This is a genomic window from Saccharopolyspora sp. NPDC049357, assembly GCF_040677225.1.
Lineage (GTDB): Bacteria > Actinomycetota > Actinomycetes > Mycobacteriales > Pseudonocardiaceae > Saccharopolyspora.
In genome coordinates this window covers 1-16,424 of record NZ_JBFAQJ010000009.1, presented here as the reverse complement: position 1 = coordinate 16,424, position 16,424 = coordinate 1, and the positions used below count along the sequence as shown (strand labels likewise).

13 protein-coding genes are annotated in these 16,424 nt (G+C 71.0%); 6 read left to right on the top strand and 7 right to left on the bottom strand.

All coding sequences use genetic code 11. The annotated features are described in order from the left end of the window. Positions 1–7 precede the first annotated feature (7 nt). The 4 genes from AB0J91_RS09995 to ssd form a co-directional block, all read right to left on the bottom strand. The gene (locus tag AB0J91_RS09995; protein WP_363866167.1) at positions 8–583 is read right to left on the bottom strand and encodes a type II secretion system F family protein; all 576 of its coding nucleotides are present in this window, start codon (positions 581–583) and stop codon (positions 8–10) included. Continuing rightward, positions 580–1,353: a type II secretion system F family protein gene (locus tag AB0J91_RS09990; protein WP_363866164.1), complete on the bottom strand. Its 774-nt coding sequence runs from the start codon at positions 1,351–1,353 to the stop codon at positions 580–582. Before AB0J91_RS09990 ends, AB0J91_RS09995 begins: the two co-directional genes overlap by 4 nt. Beyond that, the gene (locus AB0J91_RS09985) at positions 1,347–2,498 is read right to left on the bottom strand and encodes a TadA family conjugal transfer-associated ATPase (protein ID WP_363866502.1); all 1,152 of its coding nucleotides are present in this window, start codon (positions 2,496–2,498) and stop codon (positions 1,347–1,349) included. The genes AB0J91_RS09990 and AB0J91_RS09985 overlap by 7 nt, the downstream gene beginning before the upstream one ends. Before the next feature lie 87 nt (positions 2,499–2,585). Then, positions 2,586–3,704: a septum site-determining protein Ssd gene (gene ssd, locus AB0J91_RS09980; protein ID WP_363866161.1), complete on the bottom strand. Its 1,119-nt coding sequence runs from the start codon at positions 3,702–3,704 to the stop codon at positions 2,586–2,588. A 680-nt stretch (positions 3,705–4,384) separates the two neighbouring features. Here ssd and AB0J91_RS09975 point away from each other — a divergent pair. The 4 genes from AB0J91_RS09975 to AB0J91_RS09960 all read left to right on the top strand — a co-directional run bounded on the left by AB0J91_RS09975 (position 4,385) and on the right by AB0J91_RS09960 (position 10,482). Further along, a complete protein-coding gene (locus tag AB0J91_RS09975; RefSeq protein ID WP_207918709.1) occupies positions 4,385–5,170 on the top strand; it encodes an HAD-IB family hydrolase in 786 nt (261 codons plus the stop codon). 528 nt (positions 5,171–5,698) lie between these two features. Further along, positions 5,699–7,477 (top strand): glycoside hydrolase family 3 protein, encoded by a 1,779-nt coding sequence (locus tag AB0J91_RS09970; protein WP_363866158.1) that lies wholly within the window; start codon positions 5,699–5,701, stop codon positions 7,475–7,477. Between the two features lie 5 nt (positions 7,478–7,482). Next, positions 7,483–8,733 carry a DUF1343 domain-containing protein gene (locus AB0J91_RS09965; RefSeq protein ID WP_363866155.1) on the top strand — a complete coding sequence of 417 codons (1,251 nt, stop codon included), beginning with the start codon at positions 7,483–7,485 and terminating at the stop codon, positions 8,731–8,733. A gap of 12 nt (positions 8,734–8,745) precedes the next feature. Then, positions 8,746–10,482, top strand: coding sequence for a serine hydrolase domain-containing protein (locus tag AB0J91_RS09960; RefSeq protein WP_363866152.1), 1,737 nt, complete (start codon positions 8,746–8,748; stop codon positions 10,480–10,482). Position 10,483: 1 nt separating this feature from the next. Here AB0J91_RS09960 and AB0J91_RS09955 read toward each other — a convergent pair whose 3' ends face one another. Continuing rightward, positions 10,484–12,106, bottom strand: a complete 1,623-nt coding sequence (locus tag AB0J91_RS09955; protein ID WP_363866149.1) for an allantoin permease — start codon at positions 12,104–12,106, stop codon at positions 10,484–10,486. Between the two features lie 269 nt (positions 12,107–12,375). Here AB0J91_RS09955 and AB0J91_RS09950 point away from each other — a divergent pair, with 269 nt between their 5' ends. Together AB0J91_RS09950 and AB0J91_RS09945 are read left to right on the top strand one after the other, a co-directional pair. Further along, on the top strand, positions 12,376–13,296 hold the full coding sequence (locus AB0J91_RS09950; protein WP_363866146.1) for a MurR/RpiR family transcriptional regulator: 921 nt from the start codon (positions 12,376–12,378) through the stop codon (positions 13,294–13,296). Positions 13,297–13,342: 46 nt separating this feature from the next. Further along, a complete protein-coding gene (locus AB0J91_RS09945) occupies positions 13,343–14,254 on the top strand; it encodes an N-acetylmuramic acid 6-phosphate etherase (protein ID WP_363866143.1) in 912 nt (303 codons plus the stop codon). Positions 14,255–14,312: 58 nt separating this feature from the next. Here AB0J91_RS09945 and AB0J91_RS09940 read toward each other — a convergent pair whose 3' ends face one another. Continuing rightward, complete coding sequence (locus AB0J91_RS09940; RefSeq protein ID WP_363793555.1) at positions 14,313–15,242, bottom strand: nucleoside hydrolase; 930 nt, start codon at positions 15,240–15,242, stop codon at positions 14,313–14,315. A 2-nt stretch (positions 15,243–15,244) separates the two neighbouring features. Continuing rightward, positions 15,245–15,991: an oxidoreductase gene (locus AB0J91_RS09935; protein ID WP_363866140.1), complete on the bottom strand. Its 747-nt coding sequence runs from the start codon at positions 15,989–15,991 to the stop codon at positions 15,245–15,247. Positions 15,992–16,424 lie beyond the last annotated feature (433 nt).

Here is a 16,424-nt window from a genome sequence, read left to right as displayed (position 1 = left end):
CTCGTGTCTACAGTGGATTGATCGGGATCCGGTCGAACATGCCGAGCACGACCGGGAGCACCCCCAAGCACAGGAACGCGGGCAGGAAGCACAGCCCCAGCGGCGCCGAGATCCACACGGCACCGCGCTGAGCGCGCACCTCCGCCAGCTCGGAGCTGCGCGCCCGCGCGCGGTCCGCGAGCTCGGCCGCCACGTCGGCGAGCGCGCTGCCGGTGCGCGCGGTTCTCCGCGCCGCGCGGGCGAGCTCGGCCGTGTCCGGGTCGCGCAGCGCCGGTTCCCACCCGGCAGCGGCGTCCGAACCGAGAGCGAGGTGGTCGGCGACCTCGTTCAGCGTCCGCCGAGCGGTGCCGCCGACCTCGACCGCCACGGCGCGCACGATCACCGGCACCGGCAGCCCCGCCCGCATTCCCGCCGCCAGCAGGTCCCATCCGCCGGCGAGCACCAGCGGATCGGCCCGTTCCTCGCGCCGGGGACGCGGTGCCGCCGGTGGGCTCCGACGCCGACCCAGCCGGTGGCGGGTCGTGTCGACGGGGACCAGCAGCACGGCCACAGCGGCGGTGAGCAGCGCGAACACCTGGCTCATGTCCGCACCACCGACCTCGTCAGCCGGGAGCTCCACAGCACCCCGGCGATCAGCAGGGCGACCCCGACGAGCAGGAGCAGCTGCCCGGCGGGACCGCTGCCGAACACCGCGAGCGGCGCGGCACCGGCGGCCTGCCCGAAGCCCAGGCCCAGCACCGGCAACCCGGTGAGCACTCCCGCCGTGGCACGCGGACCGGCCATCTTCGCGGCCACCTCGCGGCGGAAGCCGGTGCGCCGCTCGACGTCGCGGCGCAGGCAGTCCAGCAGTTCTGCCAGCGCCACACCGTGCCGTTCGGCCAGGTCCCAGGCCCGGGTCAGCCGTCGCACCGGCGCCCGTGGTCGTCCGTCCAGCGCGGACACGTCGCCGCCGAGTCGAGCGGTCGCCGCCAGGTCCCGGAAGAGCGCGGCGACGCCGGGACCGGCTTCGGCCGCCGCGCCCTCCGCCGCGTTCGTCGGGTGCGCGCCCGCGCGCAGCTGTGCGACCAGCAGCCGCATCGCCTCGGCGAACTCGTCGTCGAGCGCGAGTTCCCGCCGCTCGTCGCGGCTTTCGCGGAAGTACCTGCCCGCGAGCAGTGCCAGCGCGATCGCCGCGCACGAGCCCGCCGGGCCCGCGACGGCGAATCCGGCGACACCGGTCGCCAGCGGCAGCAGGCGTTTCGGCCTCGGCGGCCTCAGCGGTGCGCGCCCGAGTCCGGGGAGCCGGTGGCGAGTGGTGAGCGCGGGCCAGCACAGCAGTCCGGTCGCGGCGAGCAGGGCGCTCGTGATCAGCACGGCAGCGCACCTCCCCTGGACTCCAGCAACGCCGCCAGCTCCGCGCGGCCCACGTCCCAACCGGTTTCGCGCTCCCAGGCCGGTCGCACGGTCACCTGATCACCCGACCGGTGGAGCACTCCGATCGCGGCGAGGCGTCTGCGGCGCACCTGCAGCACGACCTGCACGGCGGCGGCGAGCTGGCTGTGCAGGGCATCGCGGGACAGCCCGCCGAGCGCGGCCAGCGCCTCCATCCGGGCGGGCACCTCGCGCGGCGAGTTGGCGTGCAGCGTGCCGCCGCCTCCGTCGTGCCCGGTGTTGAGCGCGGCGAGCAGCTCGCGCACCTCCGCACCGCGCACCTCGCCGACGACCAGGCGGTCCGGCCGCATCCGGAGCGCCTGCCGCACCAGTTCGCGGACGCCGATCTCACCCGCGCCTTCCACGTTCGGCGGCCTGGTCAGCAGTCGCACCACGTGCGGGTGCCGGGGACGCAGCTCGGCCGCCTCCTCGACGCAGACGATCCGCTCGCGGTCCCCGACCTCGCCGAGCATCGCCGCGAGCAGCGTCGTCTTGCCGCTGCCGGTTCCGCCGGTGATCAGGAACGCGAGCTTGCGCGCCACGATCTCGCGCAGCACGGCGGCGCTGCGCTCGTCGAAGGTCCCCGCGCGCTGCAACGCGGCGAGGTCGTGCGCGGCCGGGCGCAGCACCCGCATCGAGATGCAGGTCCCGTCCCCGGCGACCGGTGGCAGCACCGCGTGCAACCGGACCGCGCGGGTGCCGCGCTGCGGCATCCAGGCGTCGACCCACGGCTGGGCGTCGTCGAGCCGACGCCCGGTGGACATCGCCAGGCGCTGCGCGAGACGGCGCACGGAGTCCTCGTCGGCGAAGCGCACCGGCGCGGGCCGCAGCCCGTCGCCCCGATCGACCCACACCTTCTCCGGCGCGGTGACCAGCACGTCGCAGGTCGCCGGATCGTCCAGCAGCGGGTCCAGCACTCCCGCACCGGAGAACTCCTGCTGGACGACGCGCAGAGCGGCGAGCACGTCGGCATCGGCGACCAGCCCGCCGGATTCGGCGCGGACCGCCTCGGCGACGGCCGCAGGGCTCAGCGGCGAGCCGTTGCCCACCAGTCGATTTCGCACCCGCGCGAGCAGTTCCCGATCCACGGACATCACGGACCTTCCCTTCACCGGCCGAAGAACGGCAGGACGGCATGGCCGATCGAGCGAGATCGGCCTGGGTTCAACGGGGGTTCAGCGCGGTACCGGCGACTCCGCCGAGGCGAGCTCGGCCAGCACCGCACCGGCCGCCGCGGCCAGCGGACTGCGGCGGTGCAGCGCGGTGACGAGATCACCGCGGTCGACGACGGCGGGCAGGCGCGGCTGTGGTCGCATCGTGGCGAGCACCGGCGCACCGGCGGCGCGTGCGACGTCGCGCGGTCGCAAGCCGCCCGGGGACGGTCCGCGCACCACCAGTCGCACCCGGTGTCCCGCGCGTTCGGTCACCGAGGCGACGACCCGCGCCGCCGCCGCGCACGCGCGCACCTCCGCGGGCACCACGACGACCACGAGCTCGGCGTCGCCGAGCACCGACTCGTCGGAGTCGCCCGGCGCCGGGCAGCGCGGCAGGTCGCACACCACGGTCGCGCCGGAGCGGCGACCGGCTCCGAGCACCGCGCGCACGCCTTCCGGTGTCAGTCCGCTCGGCGTCCGATCCCGGTCGCAGGCGAGCACGGCCAGTTCTCCGCGTCCGACCCGCTTCTTCGGCAGCGCCTCGCGCAGCGCTCCGGCACCGAGCCGCCCGGTGCCGACCGACAGGCCCGACCAGCGCACGCCTTCGTCGCGCTCCATGCCCGCGGCGAGGTCCAGGCCGCCGCCGAACGGGTCGCAGTCGACCAGCAGCGACCGGCCGCCGGAGCGGGCGGCGACCACCGAGGCGGCGGTGGCCAGCGCCGAAGCGCCCGCGCCACCACATCCGCCGAGCACGGCCAGGACGCGCCCCTCGCCGACGGGTGCGTCCGCGGCGTCGGCCAGCAGCTCGATCAGCTCGTGCTCGTCAGAGGGCAGGGTCAGCACCCGCTCGGCACCGATGTCGAACGCGGTCCGCCACAGCCGCTCACCGGTCGTCCGGCAGAGCAGCGCGACGCCGCGTCTGCGCGGCAGGCCGTGGGTGGCGCACGCGGCGGCGGTCGGCTCGTCGAGCAGCACCAGCGGCGCCGCGCGCCACGCGGCGGGCAGCAGCCGTGGCACGCGTTCGATCGTTCCGGTGGAGGCCGCGGCCAGCCGCGAGACCTCCTCCGCCAGCTCGGCGTCGCGCACCACCAGCAGCGGGCGCGCGGTCTCCGGGGTGGGCGATTGGGCTGCCGCGGGCATGACGAGCTCCCTGGATCAGGACTTTTCGGAGGAAAACCACTTCCGCATGGGCCGGAAGAAGGAGCGTTGTGCCGCGAATGGCCGCTCCTTATCCAAAGTGACCGGAGCTCCTGTCGGCTGCCAAGCGATTTCGGAAATCTGTGGATGAACCCGTTCGCTGTGGATAACTCGTCTTCCCTGAAAGAGTTGCATCAGGGCCGCATAAGAAATGAAGTGAATTCACATTTCGCTCGCCCGAAGACTGTTGCGCGAGCACGAACTCCGCGCAGGTGGGAGCATCCGAATACGAGACGACCCCCGCCAGGGGGGAGGGGCGGGGGTCGTCGTAGTTCAGCTCCGGGGGGTCGAGCTGAACTGGTCCGGTCTTGCCGGACTCCCCACACTGTATCCCGCAGATCCCTAGTAATGCCTCCCGTCCATTTGAGGGAACGTCTTTGCTCTCAGTGCCCGACAAACTGGCCAGACCCATTCATTCGTGGCAGAAAAACCAACCCGGACGGCGACCAACCCTCCGACAACCACACGGTGTGTGAAAAATCGCTCTCTCAAAGCACCCCACCGGACAAACAGCCCAGGATCGTGCGCACATGACCGGAACCAGCCTGGAAATGACGCGTCGACGCGACTCGTATGCTGTCGGCGTGACTGAGCCCGCGAACCCCGCCGCTACCGGACGCCGGGTGGCCGCGTTCTTCGACCTGGACAAGACCATCATCGCCAAGTCGAGCACGCTCGCCTTCAGCCGCCCGTTCTTCCAGGAAGGGCTGATCAACCGCCGAGCGGTGCTCAAGAGCGCCTACGCGCAGTTCGTCTTCATGCTCGCCGGCGCCGACGCCGACCAGATGGACCGGATGCGCGCGCACATCACGTCGCTGTGCACCGGCTGGGACATAGACCAGGTCAACGCGATCGTCGAGGAGACCCTCCACGACATCGTCGACCCGCTCGTCTACAAGGAAGCCACCCAGCTCATCACCGACCACCAGGACCAGGGCCACGAGATCGTCGTGCTGTCGGCCTCCGGCCAGGAGGTCGTCGCCCCCATCGCCAAGCTCCTCGGCGCCGACCACTGGTCCGGCACGCGCATGGTCGTCTCCGAGGGCCGCTACACCGGCGAGGTCGACTTCTACTGCTCGGCCGAGAACAAGGCGGTCGCCGCCCGCGAACTCGCCGACAAGTACGACTACGACCTCGGCGAGTGCTACGCCTACTCAGACTCGGTCACCGACATGCCGCTGCTCGAAGCCGTCGGACACCCGACCGTCGTCAACCCCGACCGGGGCCTGCGCAAGGAAGCGGTTCAGCGCGGCTGGCCCTCGCTGGCCTTCGAGCACCCCGTCTCGCTGCGCGCCCGCATCCCCACCCCGTCCCGCGCCGCCGTCACGGCCGCGGGCGTCGGGCTCAGCGCCGTGGCGGCCGCCGGTGCGACCTGGTGGGGCGTGCGCGCCTGGCGTCGCCGACGGTGACCGAAACGCAGGTAGATCGCTCCCCGGTTCGCCCTGAAGGACCCTTGCAGTGACGGGCATCACGGTCTACAAAGGGAAGTGCGGACCCTGTTTGGCCAGGGACGTTGTGGAGGAGAAACAGCGTCCACCCCTCTCAGGCTCCGCGCGCGAGACTTGGAGCACCCACGCGTCGCCGCACATAAGGCTGTCGTGCACAGGGTTGCGTCACGGGACGCCGGACGCCTAGCCCGAAAGTTACGACGAACAGCACGCTTGGTAACCCAAGAGCTCGCGCAGAGAGGGCGGCGCCCAGCACGGGCGCCGCTCTTTTGTGCGCTCCAGGCCGCCGACCCAGGCCGGGTGAGCGACGAAATCGCTTTCCGCTCGCCGCATCTCACCGGGGATCGCCGCAGCCCCATGCGCAATCCAGGAACCAAGAATCAACGATTGGATCAGTCCTCATCGTTGACCTCCCCATTTCCTGTGAGTAATTTCCTCATTTGTCCGCGTTTGTGGTGAACAGTTTCCGCCTGGTGCAGGGAGGCCGACGTGGCCCTGAAGAGCCGAACCCGACGCGCCGTCGTCGCGTTGAGCGCGTTGGCCGTGGGAGCTGCCGCCCTGACCACCACCGGGAGCGCTTTGGAACCTCGGGCTCAGACCGCCGACGAGCTGCTCAGCGAGATGACCCTGGAGGAGAAGGTCGGGCAGCTGTTCGTCACCTACGCCTACGGCCGCACCGCGGACACGCCCGACCCGGTCAACCGGGAGGAGTTCGGCGTCGACACCCCGGCGCAGGTGGTGCAGAAGTACCACCTGGGCGGGATCATCCACTTCACCTGGTCCAACAGCCTCTACGACCCGAAGCAGATCGCCGAGCTGTCCAACGGGCTGCAGACCGCGGCCACGAGTTCGGGCGCCCAGGTGCCGCTGCTGATCTCGACCGACCAGGAGCAGGGCCAGGTCACCCGGATCACCGAGCCCGTCACGCAGCTGCCCGGCAACATGGCGCTCGGCGCCGGCCGCAGCCCGCAGGACGCCGAGCGCGCGGCGGCCATCACCGGCCAGGAACTGCGCGCCATGGGCCTGAACATGAACTTCGCGCCCAGCGGTGACGTCAACGTCAACCCGGCCAACCCGGTGATCGGCGTCCGCTCGTTCTCCTCCGACCCGGCGCTGGCCGCGCAGTTCACCGCGGCCCAGGTGCGCGGCTACGAAGACGCCCAAGCCGCCGGTGAAGGCGTTTCGGCCTCGGTGAAGCACTTCCCGGGGCACGGCGACACCAACACCGACAGCCACACCGCGCTGCCCGTCATCGAGCACGACCGGCAGCAGTGGGAGCAGCTGGACGCGCCGCCGTTCAAGGAAGCGATCGCGGCCAACACCGACTCGGTGATGAGCGGGCACATCATGGTCCCCAAGCTCGACGACTCCGGGCAGCCGTCCACTCTGGCTCCGAAGGTGCTCACCGGGATGCTGCGCCAGGAGCTCGGCTACCAGGGCGTGGTGTTCACCGACTCGCTGCAGATGGAGGGCGTCCGCCAGCAGCACCCGGATTCCGAGATCCCGGTGCTGGCGCTGCAGGCCGGCGCCGACGTGATGCTGATGCCGCAGAACCTGCAGGTCGCCATCGACGGCGTGATCGCGGCCGTTCGCGACGGCCGGCTCACCGAGCAGCGCATCGACGAGAGCGTCTCGCGGGTGCTCAAGCTCAAGGAAGGCCGGGGCGTGCTGGCCAACCCGTTCGTCGACGTGTCCAAGGTGGACTCGGTCGTCGGCAACCAGCAGCACCTCGCCGACGCCCAGCGGATCACCGACCGCAGCACGACGCTGCTGCGCAACGACGCCGCGCTGCCGCTGAGGTCGCCGGGCAAGGTGTTCGTGACCGGCGCGAGCGAGCGGGGCGCGAAGGCGCTGTCCGACTCGGTGCGGGCGCGCGGGCCGCGGAGCTCCGCGCTGGCCACCGGCACCAAGCCGACGCAGGAGCAGATCGGCCAGGCCGTCGAGCAGGCCAAGGCCCACGACGTCGCGGTGGTGCTGACCAGCGCCGCCTGGAACCCCGACAACGCGGGGCAGCTGGACCTCGTGCGCGCGCTGCAGGCGACCGGGAAGCCGGTCGTGGCCGTGGCCGTGCGCGACCCCTACGACGCCGCCCACGTCGACGTGCCCGCCTGGATCGCCAGCTACTCCGACAAGCCGGTCGCCATGGAATCGGTCGCCAAGGTCCTCTTCGGCGAGGCCACGCCCGCGGGCAAGCTGCCGGTCCCGGTGCCCGAGCCTGGTAAGCCTGGAACCGACAGGTATCCCTTCGGCTTCGGTTTGGCCTGGTGAACAGCATGAGCGGAATCGGCAGGCGGCGCTTCCTCGCCGCCTCGGCCCTGGCGGTCCCGACCGTCGGCGTGGCGTCCAGTTCGGCCTGCGCGGCCAAGCCGGCGCAGATCGCGCCCGGAGCGGTGCGCACCGGCGCGGACGTGCTGGCGAGCAGGGACTTCTCGGACCTCGCCGGTCACCGCCTCGGCATCGTCACCAACCCGACGGGCGTGCTGTCCTCGCTGGATCACCTGGTGGACGTGATGCACGCGGGCGGCAAGGTCGACATCGCGGCGGTGTTCGGTCCCGAGCACGGGTTCCGCGGCACGTCGCAGGCCGGCGGGTCCGAGGGCGACTACCGAGATCCGCGCACCGGGTTGCCGGTCTACGACGCCTACGGCGCCGACGCGGCCAAGCTCGCCGAGCTGTTCCGCAAGGCCGGTGTCGAGCAGGTCGTCTTCGACATCGCCGACGTCGGTGCGCGCTTCTACACCTACATCTGGACGATGTACACGGCGATGCAGGCCGCGCAGCAGCTCGGCCTGGGCTTCACCGTCCTGGACCGTCCGAACCCGGTCGGTCCGCTGGTCGCCGGGCCGCAGCTGGACCCGCGGTTCGCCTCCGGCGTCGGTGAGCTGCCGATCGTGCAGCAGCACGGCATGACCGTCGGCGAGCTGGCGCGGATGTTCGACCGCGTCCACCTGCCCTCGCCGCTGCCGCAGCTCAACGTGATCCGGGTCGAGGGCTGGCAGGGACGCACCGCCGACACCGGCCTGCCGTGGGTTCCGCCGAGTCCCAACATGCCGACCCCGGACACCGCGGCGGTGTACCCGGGAACCGGGTTGTTCGAGGGCACGACGTGGTCCGAGGGGCGCGGCACGACGCGTCCGTTCGAGATCATCGGGGCGCCCGGGATCGATTGGAAGTGGGCCGAGGAGCTCAACGAGCTGGGCATCGAGGGCGTCCGGTGCCGCGAGACCTACTTCGTCCCGACGTTCTCCAAGCACGCCGAGCAGCCGTGCGGTGGCGTGCAGCTGCACCGCACGGGTGATCTCGACCCGATCCACCTCACCGTTGCGATGTTGGTCACAGCCCGACGGCTCTATCCTCAGCTCTTCGCCTGGCGAGAGGATGGGATGGTCGACAAGTTGTCCGGCTCGGACCGGCTGCGCGGCATGGTGGATGCGGGCGCCGACGTCGGCGAGATCACCGATTCCTGGCGGCAGGACGTCGTCGACTTCCGCCGGCATCGCGATCCCTACCTGCTGTACCGCTGAGGGGGGCCTTGGATGGGCAAGACCGCGCTGGCGGCCGTGGCGCTGCTGTCGCTGACCGCGCTGGGCGGCTCGGCCGTGGCCGCGCAGGGACGGGCGGCAGGGCACTTCGACCGTCCCCAGGACGGCTTCGCGCCCGCCGAAACGCTGCTGCAGGACGGCACGCCCTCGGGCATCGGACTCGACCCGAAGCCGATCGACGACGCGTGGCGGCAGCTCGCGGCGTGGACCGAGAAGACGCCCGAGCTCGAACACCCGATGTACGCCGGTGCCGTGGGCCTGCTCGCGCACGACGGCGTGGTGGTCAGCCGCACCGCCGCCGGTGAGCAGCTGCGCTACGCCGACGACAAGGGCACCGAGCTCCCCGCGCAGGACCAGGAACCGATGCGCGCCGACACGATCTTCGACGTCGCCTCGATCAGCAAGCTGTTCACCTCGATCACCGCGCTGCAGCTCGTGGACGACGGCACGATCTCGCTGGACGATCCGGTCGCCGAGCACCTGCCGGAGTTCGCCGTCAACGGCAAGCAGGGCATCACCGTCGAGCAGCTGCTCACCCACACCTCCGGGCTGCAGGCCGAGGTGCAGCTGTGGAAGCTGCCGCCGGAGCAGCGCATCCCGTCGGTCATGGCGCTGACCCCGGAGCACCCGCCGGGCACGAACTACGAGTACTCCGACCCGAACATGATCACCCTCGGCGTGCTGGTCGAGCGGGTCACCGGGCACCCGCTCGACCAGGTCGTCCAGGAGTGGATCACCAAGCCGCTGGGCATGCGCGACACCGGCTACAACCCGCCGGAGTCCCAGCTGCACCGCATCGCGGCCACCGAGTTCCAGACCGACCCGCCGCGCGGCATGGTGCGCGGCCAGGTGCACGACGAGAACGCCTGGTCGCTGGGCGGCGTGGCCGGTCAAGCCGGTGTCTTCTCGACCGCCGACGACCTCGCGAAGCTCGGGCAGACGCTGCTCAACGGCGGGACCTACGGCGGCACCCGGATCCTCTCCGAGCGCACCGTCGAGAAGATGCTGACCGACTTCAACACCGAGTTCCCCGGGAACTCGCACGGTCTCGGGTTCGAGCTCGACCAGCGCTGGTACATGGCCGGGCTCAGCGCTCCGCGCACCGCCGGGCACACCGGCTACACCGGGACGTCGCTGGTCATCGACCCTGCGTCGCGGTCGGTGGCGGTGCTGCTGACCAACCGCGTGCACCCGTCGCGCGAGTGGGGCTCCAACAACCGCGCGCGCCAGACCCTCGCGCAGGGCATGGCCCGCGCGCTGGCGGTCTTCCCCCGCCACGGCCGCGCGTCGTTCCACGCGCCCCGGGCGGCGACGCTGACCAGCGCGCCGCTGGGCCCGGCGGACGGGCCGCTGGAGGTGTCCTTCGACGCCTTCGTCGACACCCAGCAGGACGCCGACGGCACGGACGCCCTCACCGTCGAGTCGAGCTCGGACGGGGTGAACTGGCGGCCGGTGCCGCTGACCGCGTCCGGTCCCGGCGCGCCGGAGGGCCCGCAGCCGGCGCTGGCGGGTTCGGGGCACCGCGCCTGGTGGAAGGTCAACGGCGAGGTTCCCGCAGAACCGGGCAAGAAGGTCCAGCTGCGCTGGCGCTACACCGTCGACGCCCAGTACGAGGGCCGCGGGGTCAACGTCGACGGCCTCAAGGCCGCCGACGGCGACCGCACCCTGCTGGACTCCGAGCGAGACTCCACCGAGCTGCACCTCGACGGCTGGAACCCCGCTGCGCGCTGACTCAGGACGCCGGTAGCACCAGAGCTCCGGTCTTGTCCGTCGTCACGCACAACGAGCAGATGATCTTGCCGGGCTCCGCGCTGGCCAGCACGTCCGGCCGCTCGAACTCCTGCGAGCAGTAGTCGCAGGTGTAGATCGTCGCGACGGGTGTGCCGTCGACGTCGAAGCGGGGTTCGGGAATGCCGTCATCGGTGCGGCGCAAGGCGAACCGGCCGCGGGTCGCGATCGCCATCACCGGAGTGAGCACGACCGCGATCACCACCGCCGCGATCGGCGAGTACGGCGCGACCGCCTCGCCGAAGGCGCCGAAGTACATCGCGATCGAGACGATCGCCGAGGTCAGGAAGGCCGTGACGCCCACGGGGTTGACGGCGTGGAGCATGCCGCGCCGGAACTCCGGTTCCTTCGGCGACAGCTTCAGCACGAACTTGTTGATCATGATGTCGGCGGCGACCGTGCACACCCACGCGATCGCGCAGTTGGCGTAGAAGCTCAGCACCGAGTTCAGGAAGGCGAACATGTCCGCCTCCATCAGGATCAGCGCGACCGCCAGGTTCGCCAGCACGAACACGATCCGGCCCGGGTAGTGCTTGGTGATCCGGGTGAAGGAGTTCGTCCAGGTCAGGGAGCCCGAGTACGCGTTGGTGACGTTGATCTTGACCTGGCTGAGCACCACCAGCACGACGGCCAGCGGGATCGCCAGCCACGCGGGCAGGAACAGCTCGTAGACGCCCAGGAACTGCTGCACCGGCTCGGTCGCCGCGGCCCCGGCGACACCCATGATGAAGAACGCCAGGAACGCCCCCGTGGCCTGCTTGATGGCGCCGAACACGACCCATCCCGGGCCCGCGACCAGCGTCGACAGCCACCAGGAGCGCTTGTTGGCCTCCGTGCGCGGCGGCATGAACCGCAGGTAGTCGATCTGCTCGCCGATCTGGGCCATCAGCGACAGCGCCACGCCCGCGCCGAGCATGACCGACGCCGCGTTGAGCCCACCGCCCTCCTCGCCTGCGAAGGCCAGCCAGTCGCTCACCGAGCTCGGGTCGACGACCACCAGGTAGCCGATCGGTCCGACCATCAGCAGCAACCACAGCGGCGTCGTCCACACCTGGAGCTTGCTGAGCGCCTTCATGCCGTAGATGACCAGCGGCACGACGATCAGCGTGGTGATCAGGTAGCCGAGCCACAGCGGAACGCCCAGCCCGACGTGCAGCCCCTGGGCCATGATCGCGCCTTCGGTGGCGAAGAAGATGAACGTGAAGCTGCCGAAGATCACGCTGGTCAGCACGGATCCGTAGTAGCCGAACCCGGCGCCTCGGGTGATCAGGTCGAGGTCGATGTTGTAGCGGGCGCCGTAGTAGGCCAGCGGCACACCGGTCACGAAGATGATCAGCGCGGCGACCAGGATCGCCACCAGCGCGTTGAGCGTGCCGTAGCTCAGGCCGATGCCCGCGCCGATCGAGAAGTCCGCGAGGTAGGCGATGCCGCCCAGCGCGGTCGTGGCCACCACGCCGGGCTTCCAGCGCCGGTAGCTGCGCGGCGCGAAGCGGAGCGTGTAGTCCTCCAGCGTTTCGCGCACCGCCTGATCTCGCGCCACGTCCTCGCGTGGTGAACCGACGACCATCGAACCCCTCCTCTGCCGAGCGCGCGTGCAGCCGGGAGTGTTCGCGCCGGATGTTTCAGGCGGTCGCGAGGCGGGTTCCGGTCAGATGACGAGATCGCGCGGCGGGCAGCGGCCGGGCAGGTGTACAAGTCGATCTCGGGGACCGGGTACTTAGCCCTCATCGAATTGCGCGGCGGAGATGCAACCTGGACCCGTGCGTGAACCGTCTTCCCGACGGATACGTGAGATATGCATTGACCTGCACAAGAAACGGTTAGTAAGTTTCCCACATGGCCATTTCGGAAATCTCCGCTGAATCGAGCGAGGGCAGCCCCCTCGTCAAGATTCGCTCGCTGCTGCCCGGACTAGCGCGGGCCGAGCAGCGCGTGGCCAACATCGTGCTCGCCGACCCCGCCTCGATCTCGCGCCGCAGCATCACCGAGGTCGCCGAGGCGGCCGGGACCAGTGAAACGACCGTCACCCGGTTCTGCAAGGCGATCGGCGTCGGAGGATACCCGGACCTGCGGATCGCCCTGGCCGCCGACACCGCGCGCACCTCGACGCGCGATCGGGAGCTGGGCGGCGACATCGGCCCGGACGACGGCCTCGGCGACATCATCTCCAAGATCGGCTACGCCGACGCCAAGGCCGTCGAGGAGACCGCGGGCCAGCTCGACGCCGCATCGCTGAACGCGCTGGTCGACGCGGTCGCCACCGCGCGCCGCATCGACGTCTACGGCGTCGGGGCCAGCGCTTTCGTCGCACTCGACCTCCAGCAGAAGCTGCACCGCATCGGACTGGTCAGCTTCGCCTGGTCGGACACGCACAACGCGCTGACCTCGGCCGCCGTGCTCGAACCCGGCGACGTCGCGATCGGCATCTCGCACACCGGCGCGACCACCGAGACGGTCGAGGCGCTGCGCGAGGCCAAGCGGCACGGCGCCACGACCGGAGCGATCACCAACTTCGCGCGCTCCCCGATCACCGAGATCACCGACCACGTGCTGACCACGGCGGTGCGCGAGACGACGTACCGGTCCGGCGCGATGGCCAGCCGGATCGGGCAGCTGACCGTGATCGACTGCTTGTTCATCGGCGTCGCCCAGCGGCATCTGGAGCAGACCAAAACGGCGCTGGAAGCGACGCGCGAGGCCGTCTCCGGACACCGCCTCGGCAGTCGCCCCGATCGGCGTCGGCACAAAGAGGCGTGATGCATCGCGCCACGGCCGGCCTCGAACAACCGAACAGGAGGCATGAATGAGCCGGGATCACGCGATCCGCGTCGCATCGCCGACCGAGCAGACCAACCCCAACACCCGCGACATCGACCTGCTGCCCACGCTGGACGTCCTGCAGCTGTTCAACAGCGAGGACCGCACGGTGCCGGAGGCCGTCGGCCGCGTGCTGCCGGAGCTGGCGGAGGCGGTCGACCTCGCGGTGGCGGCGCTGCGGTCGGGTGGCCGGGTGCACTACGTGGGCGCGGGAACGTCGGGGCGGCTGGCCGTGCTCGACGCCGCCGAGCTGATCCCGACCTTCAACGCCCCACCGGACTGGTTCATCGCGCACCAGGCAGGCGGCCCGGAGGCCTACCAGCAGGCGGTGGAGAACGCCGAGGACGACGAGGACGCGGGCGCCCGCGAGATCCGCGCGCAGGGCTCCGACAAGGACTTCGTGTTCGGCCTGGCGGCCTCCGGCCGCACCCCGTACGTGCTCTCGGCGCTGACCGCCGCGAAGGAGATCGGCGCCACCACCGCGTTGCTGACCTCGAACCCGGACCCCGGCGAGGTCCCGGCCGACGTGGTCATCGCCGCCGACACCGGCCCGGAGCCGATCAGCGGCTCGACCCGGATGAAGGCCGGAACCGCGCAGAAGCTGGTGCTCACCTCGTTCTCGACCGCGGTGATGATCAAGCTGGGCCGGGTCTACTCGAATTTCATGGTCAGCATGCTCGCGACCAACGCCAAGCTGCGCGGACGCACGATCAACATCCTGCAGGAGTCGACCGGCGAGTCCGAGCAGGCGTGCGCCGACGCGCTCACCGCGGCGGGCGACGACCTCAAGACGGCCCTGGTCCACCTGCTCTCCGGCGCCGACGTCGAACGCTCGGCGGCGGCCCTCGCCGTGGCCGACGGCCAGGTCCGAGACGCCCTCCGGAGCCTGGAGGGCTGAAGACGCCCGCAGGCGGTGCGAGCCGCGAGGTTCCAGACCTCGGCGCCCGCGCCGCCCGTCAGGCCATCGACTTGGCGACGACTTCGAACGCCTCGGTCATCAGACCCCAGAAGCGCCCCTGGTCCAGCGTGGTCGGGACCAGGGCGTTCCTGAACTCCGGCGGGGCCTTGAAGTCGGTGACGGTCATCCCCGAGGTGAACCGGCCCTGCGTCTCGACATCGACCCGCGCGGGCACGGCGTCCATCAGGGTCGGGTCGATCAGGTAGGCGATCGCGCAGGCGTCGTGGATCGCCGGGCCGAGCTCCTGGTAGTCCGGGAACCGGCCGTAGAAGTCCAGGCACGGCGTGAGCAGCTCGGATTCGAGTCGTCCGAGACCGGCGAAGCGGGTGCGGACCTCGGCGTTCGCGCGGGCCTGGTGGGTCAGGTCGAGCCCGACCATGACCGTCGTCCAGCCCGCTTCGAAGACCACGGCGGCGGCTTCGGGATCGGCCATGACGTTGAACTCGGCCGCCGGAGTCCGGTTCCCGCGCGTGTAGGCACCGCCCATGATCACGAACTCGGCGGCCCACTCGACGATCCGCGGCTCCTTGCGCACCGCGAGCGCGATGTTGGTCAGCGGACCCGTCGCGACCAGGCTGATCTCGCCAGGAGCGGCGGCCAGCGTCTCGATGATCAGGTCCACCGCGTGGCGCGGGTCCAGCTCGGTCGCGGTCTCCGGCAGCACGACCTCGCCGAGACCCATCACGCCGTGCACGTTCCCGGCGTTGATGCCCTCGCGCACCAGGGGCCGACCGGCACCGCGCGCGACCGGCGCGGTCATGCCGTAGAAGTCGCGCAGTCGAAGCGAGTTCTCGGTGGTGAACTCCAGCGGCACGTTCCCGCCGACGGCGGTGATGCCCACGACGTCCAGCCGCGGATCGCCGTGCGCGAGCGCGAGCGCCAGCGCGTCGTCGATGCCGGGATCGCAGTCGATCAGGACCTTCTTCACCGTCAGCCCTCCTGAACGGCGTCGGCGATGGAGGCGGCCTCGCGGGCACCCGCTTCCAGCGCGGAGCAGCAGTGGACGATCCAGGACGCGACCGCGTCGGGGTCACCGGTGGCGAAGCCCAGCGCGCGCTCGGTGTAGTCCTCCTGCCTGCGGAAGTAGGCGACCTCGGGGACGACGAGGCCCTTGGGGTCCAGACCGCTGCCGATGACGGCGAGCCGGGCCGCGGCGCGCGCGATGACGCCGTCGGCGTGACCGAACGGGGTCAGCGCGAGCAGCTCCCCGTGCACCACCGCGGCCAGCACCGGCCCGGCGCCGTGGGCCTTGGGTTCGGTGATGATCTCGCTGAGCAGGTCGAGCCGTTGGGCGATCACCGGGTCGGCGTGCGGCCGGCCGAGCTGGTCGGGGTCGTCGACGAGGTCGCTCGCGGCGAGCACGTGCATCCGTGCCAGGGCCTGCCGGGGCGCGCGCTGCCAGGTGGGCAGCAGGGTGCCCATGGCCTCGGCGACGCGCAGCGATCCGGCCAGCAGCGGGTCGCTGACCTCTCCGGACTCGGGGATCTCGGTGGCACCGCCCGCGACCGCGGCCGACGCGCGGGCCGCGCGCACGGAGGCTTCGGCGGCGGTGGCGGGCCAGCCGCGCCGGTTGGCCGGGTGCCGGTGCACCTCGTCGATGGCGGCGCGTGCGGCGGCCACCGCGTCTGTGACCCCGTCGAGTTCCAGCAGCGGTGCCAGCGATGGCTTGTCGTTCACGGGTCAAGACGCTACCGGCCGGTACCGGAAACCCCGGTGAGCGGCCCGTGTGCGAGTTGTGCCACAGTTGCAGCCACGTTGCACGTGTTCGACTCTGCGTTACCGCAGGACAACGCAGCGGAAGCATTTCGGAACCGGAGAGTGACGGTAGGAATTCGGTCCGTTGCGACCGAATGGTCTGAACCAATCAAGCGAAACCTCTGTTGCAGTGAACCAGATCGCACTACGGTTCCCCTAGCACTGCATTCACATCTCCAGGGAGGTTCTGGGCAATGAGTCAGCCCGACGGGCAGAGCAACACGCTCGACAACCTGCTGACGGAAAGCAGGACGTTCCCGCCGTCCGAGGATTTCGCGGCGCAGGCCAACGCCACGTCGGCGCTCTACGGCCAGGCCGATGCGGACCGCGAGGCGTTCTGGGCCGAGCAGGCATC

What these genes read in the sequence shown, in the direction of transcription:
- AB0J91_RS09965 (WP_363866155.1), top strand. Translation starts at nt 7,483, where the DNA reads ATGAGCGGAATCGGCAGGCGGCGCTTCCTCGCCGCCTCGGCCCTGGCG.
- AB0J91_RS09960 (WP_363866152.1), top strand. Translation starts at nt 8,746, where the DNA reads ATGGGCAAGACCGCGCTGGCGGCCGTGGCGCTGCTGTCGCTGACCGCG.
- AB0J91_RS09995 (WP_363866167.1), bottom strand. Translation starts at nt 583, where the DNA reads ATGAGCCAGGTGTTCGCGCTGCTCACCGCCGCTGTGGCCGTGCTGCTG.
- AB0J91_RS09945 (WP_363866143.1), top strand. Translation starts at nt 13,343, where the DNA reads ATGAGCCGGGATCACGCGATCCGCGTCGCATCGCCGACCGAGCAGACC.
- AB0J91_RS09955 (WP_363866149.1), bottom strand. Translation starts at nt 12,106, where the DNA reads ATGGTCGTCGGTTCACCACGCGAGGACGTGGCGCGAGATCAGGCGGTG.
- ssd (WP_363866161.1), bottom strand. Translation starts at nt 3,704, where the DNA reads ATGCCCGCGGCAGCCCAATCGCCCACCCCGGAGACCGCGCGCCCGCTG.
- AB0J91_RS09950 (WP_363866146.1), top strand. Translation starts at nt 12,376, where the DNA reads ATGGCCATTTCGGAAATCTCCGCTGAATCGAGCGAGGGCAGCCCCCTC.